This window comes from Methylobacterium soli (assembly GCF_008806385.1).
Classification (GTDB): domain Bacteria; phylum Pseudomonadota; class Alphaproteobacteria; order Rhizobiales; family Beijerinckiaceae; genus Methylobacterium; species Methylobacterium soli.
Map to the genome: position 1 here is coordinate 1 of NZ_VZZK01000096.1, position 3,773 is coordinate 3,773.

At 67.1% G+C, this 3,773-nt stretch carries 4 protein-coding genes and 1 tRNA gene; 3 read left to right on the forward strand and 2 right to left on the reverse strand.

Going from position 1 to position 3,773, the window contains the following annotated elements; genetic code table 11:
• Window positions 1-172: 172 nt before the first annotated feature.
• Window positions 173-508 carry a hypothetical protein gene (locus F6X53_RS31865; protein ID WP_151005917.1) on the reverse strand — a complete coding sequence of 112 codons (336 nt, stop codon included), beginning with the start codon at window positions 506-508 and terminating at the stop codon, window positions 173-175.
• A gap of 503 nt (window positions 509-1,011) precedes the next feature.
• Here F6X53_RS31865 and F6X53_RS31870 point away from each other — a divergent pair.
• The 3 genes from F6X53_RS31870 to F6X53_RS31880 all read left to right on the forward strand — a co-directional run bounded on the left by F6X53_RS31870 (window position 1,012) and on the right by F6X53_RS31880 (window position 3,404).
• The gene (locus F6X53_RS31870; RefSeq protein ID WP_151005919.1) at window positions 1,012-2,253 is read left to right on the forward strand and encodes a matrixin family metalloprotease; all 1,242 of its coding nucleotides are present in this window, start codon (window positions 1,012-1,014) and stop codon (window positions 2,251-2,253) included.
• A gap of 131 nt (window positions 2,254-2,384) precedes the next feature.
• Window positions 2,385-2,666, forward strand: a complete 282-nt coding sequence (locus tag F6X53_RS31875) for a hypothetical protein (RefSeq protein ID WP_151005921.1) — start codon at window positions 2,385-2,387, stop codon at window positions 2,664-2,666.
• Between the two features lie 270 nt (window positions 2,667-2,936).
• Complete coding sequence (locus tag F6X53_RS31880) at window positions 2,937-3,404, forward strand: Ros/MucR family transcriptional regulator (protein WP_151005923.1); 468 nt, start codon at window positions 2,937-2,939, stop codon at window positions 3,402-3,404.
• A 193-nt stretch (window positions 3,405-3,597) separates the two neighbouring features.
• On the opposite strand, the gene F6X53_RS31885 is transcribed toward F6X53_RS31880, so the two are convergent.
• Window positions 3,598-3,674 (reverse strand) — tRNA-Met (locus F6X53_RS31885).
• Window positions 3,675-3,773: the final 99 nt, after the last annotated feature.

Sequence of the window (3,773 nt, forward strand, 5' to 3'; positions counted from 1 at the left end):
GGTCTACATCGTCACGACCTCGCGCCTGCTTCCGGCCAAGGCCCGGCGCTTCATCGACTTCGTGACAAAGCGCCTCAACACGGTCTTCTCGAGCACCGCCCGGATGCCGGAGCCTGATCCGGACGCGTTGCGGGACGTGCGGGCCTGCGCCGCCCGCGGCTGAGGGCGGGCCTCAGTTGCGGCCGTTGGAACGGGCCGCATCCTGCACGAAGGCGAGGCAGCGTTGCCGCGTCTGCGCATCCTCGATCGCCAGGAAAGCCTGCAGCAGGGCCGAGGCCTCATACAGGCTCACGCTCTCGCCGGCCATGACCGGCGCGGCGTCCGGGTCTCGCCGCAGGAGAGCGGTCGTCACCCCGAGGGCGTCGGCGAGCTGCTTCAGGGTCTCTTCCGCCGGCAGCGGCAAGGCCGCGGCATCGGGCAGGTCACCCGGCCGCGTGGCCGCCCCATCCACGGACGCACCCGTCGACGCGCCGGCCTTGGCGGGTGAATCCGGATCGTGACAGGTCATCGCATGCTCCGTGGCGGGCCATCAGGGTCCCGGTCCCGGCCCGCCGGCCCCGGTGGGCAGGTTCGAGCCCCGATTGGAATGCATAATTCACCTTCGCGTTGTATCCGTTGCAACCACGTAACGAAAATTTGAGGCGCTGCCGGTCCTGGCTCGACCGCGCAGCCCGCGAAGCAGCGGGTGGGTGGGGCACAGACAGGCATGCGGAACGGCCCGGCGGCATGACCCGAACCGGCGCCATTCCCGAGACCGCCGGTAAGCCGCTCGATCGGGATCGGCCGGCCACCGGATAGCCTACGCCGGCCCACAAGGCGCGCCTCTGCGCGGGCAGACCTCTGCCGCGCGGCCCATGTTGCCACGACTATTCTGCGCCATCGAGCGACCCGTCGGTAAGCCGACGTCAACCATCGTTGCAGGCTGCCAACCAGACGGAAGATTCGTTTAAGTCCTCAGGCCCCACGAATGCTTCACGAGATTTGGGTTGCGTTTGGAACTGGGCACCGACGATGTCGAACGACTACGAACTCACCGGTGCGCGCTGGGGCAATGGTGCTGCGGGGACGAGCGGCGGCACGGTGACATGGGCGGCGGATTCCACCATCGATGCCGCCTGGCTGCCGCAGATCCGGGCCGCCTTCGCGGATTGGGCCCGGTACGCCAATATCAGCTTCAAGGAAGTGGCTGCGGCGAGCACGCCGGATATCAACTTCACCGAAGCCTATATCGACGGCCCGCTCAACTATCTCGGCTACACCACCTGGAACTACGACGCGCGCCAGCGTCTGACGCACGCGACCGTCAAGATCGACAGCGCCGACGATTATCACGCCGTCGGAAACGCCGTCGTGGCGTCGAGCAACCCGAACCAGGACCTGTTCCACCTCGTCCTGCACGAGATCGGCCACGCGATCGGACTCGATCATGAGCCCACCAGCGATGGTCTCGCGGTGATGAATGCGACCATCAACCCGAGCCTCGTCAAGGACCTGACGAAGTCCGATATCGACGGGGTCCAGGCCCTGTACGGCGTTCGCGCCGGGTCGCCGGGCTTCGATAGCCAGACCGGCCTCGCGACGCCGAGCGTCGTGAAGGCTCCCGTCGCGGCGATCGTGGCCGCGCCGGCCGTGGACGCGGCGGCTCTTGTCGCGGTGCTCCCCGTCGTGGCGACGCCGGTCGCGGCCCCGCCGGTCGTTGCGATTCCTCCGGTGCCGAGCGTGTCGACGCCGGCCGTGACCTCGCCGCAGATCGCCTTCACCCAGCCCGTGTCCAGTCACGACAGCGCGGAGGCGGTGTTCCGTTTCCTCGACACCAGGACGGGCGACCATTTCTACACGACGGACCCCGCCGAGAAGGCCAACATCCTCGTGACGCTCCCGAACTTCACCTACGAGGGCGCCGCCTGGGCCGTGCCCGACAAGGGGACCGACACCGTCGACGTGTTCCGCTTCTACGACACGAAGACCGGCCAGCACTTCTTCACGACCAGCACGAGCGAGCGCGACACGATCCTGAAGACCCTGCCGTCCTATCATGACGAGGGCGTCGCCTTTCAGGCCTACGCGGATGCGGGGACGCCCGGCAGCATCACCCTCGAGCGCTTCTTCAACACGCAGACCGGCCTCCACCATTTCGCCGCGAGCCAATCCGAGGTGAATGCCATCAAGGCGGGCCAGGCCGGTCCCAACTGGATCGATGAGGGCCACAGCTTCACCGTCGTGGCGCCGACCGACGCCATGCTTCATCTCTGATCCCATCACCCCAGCCGAGAACCGCGCGGGGGTCGCCCAGAGCCCGTTAGGGCTTCGCTCACCCTCTCGGCGGAATTGCCGGGATCACCTGCGGCGGGCTGCTACAATGCCGGATGACGAGGGAGATCCGCGTGCTGCTTCTGGTATTCACCGCAATCGGCGGCGGGATCGCGACGGCCAGCCTGATGTGGCCCCAGGGCGCCCTGCTGTCGCTGCTCTCGGCCCCGTTCGGAGCCAGCCTCTGCACACTGCTGGCGGCATGCCTGCTGACGGCGCGGCGCGGCGCGGATTGGCAGGCGGAGCCCGATCTCGACCGGCAGGCGGACGAGATGGTGGCGGCCCTGCGCGGCGTCTCGGCGTCCCTGCGCGATGGTCGGGCGGACGCGGATCCGGACAACCGGAAGGTCGCCTGACGCGCGTGATGAGCGCGAGACGGCACCCGCGGTCGGGAGCGGTCCAGGGCCTGCGAGAATGCTCCCTGGAGATGACCTGTCTCAGCGCAGTTCGATCGTCGACCTGAGAGCCATCACCACTCCGCTTCTCCGAGAAAATGCGTAAAACTTTCTGTAGCTGACCCGTTTCGTTTTTGCTTCAGGCTATTTCCTGTGCATTAAACATTCCCGTGTGCTTGGCTCTTCGAGGCGTTTGCGGTGAAGTACGCAGGGCCTCTTCAGGAGAAAAGCATGGAAACGGACGAAATTCCTTCACCAGACGCGCATGAGCTCACCGATCAGGCTGCCGATATCGTCGCGGCCTACGTCACGCGGAACCACGTGGCGGCGTCCGAGCTTCCTGTCCTGATCCAGACCGTCCACGCGGCCCTCGTGGCCCTCACGCAGCCTCCGGCCGAGCCGGCGGAGACCGTCGAGAAACTGACGCCGGCGCAGATCCGCCGGTCGGTCACGCCGGACCATCTCGTGAGCTTCCTCGATGGGAAGCCCTACAAGACGCTCAAACGGCACCTGTCCGCGCATGGGCTCGACGTCTATGGCTACCGCGCGCGCTTCGGCCTGCCGGCGGATTATCCGATGGTGGCGGCAAGCTACGCGGCGCAGCGCTCGGAACTGGCGAAGACGATCGGTCTCGGTCGCCCCGGCGCCCTGCAGACGCGCACGACCCCCCCGAAACGCGGCCGCCGCAAGGTTGCCTGAGGATCTTCTCGCGGCTGGAGGTTCGTCGCCTCACGATCCTGAGGAGACTGGAGGGTCACGCGGCCCTTCGGTCGCGCCGTGGAGGAACGCGCCCTCGCCTCCCGGCCCTTTGCCGAGGACCTGGACAGCACGCGCATAAAAGAACCCCGCCAGGCTTTCGCCTGGCGGGGTTCTGTGTCGATGTGCTGGTGTTTGGTTGCGGGGACAGGATTTGAACCTGTGACCTTCAGGTTATGAGCCTGACGAGCTACCGGGCTGCTCCACCCCGCGCCAAGGTGTGTCGGCTGGCGTGCCGGTCAGTGGATCGTGTCGAGGGGATGTTTGGCGATTGCGCTGGGCAGGTCTGGCGGCGACCGACTCTCCCGTGTC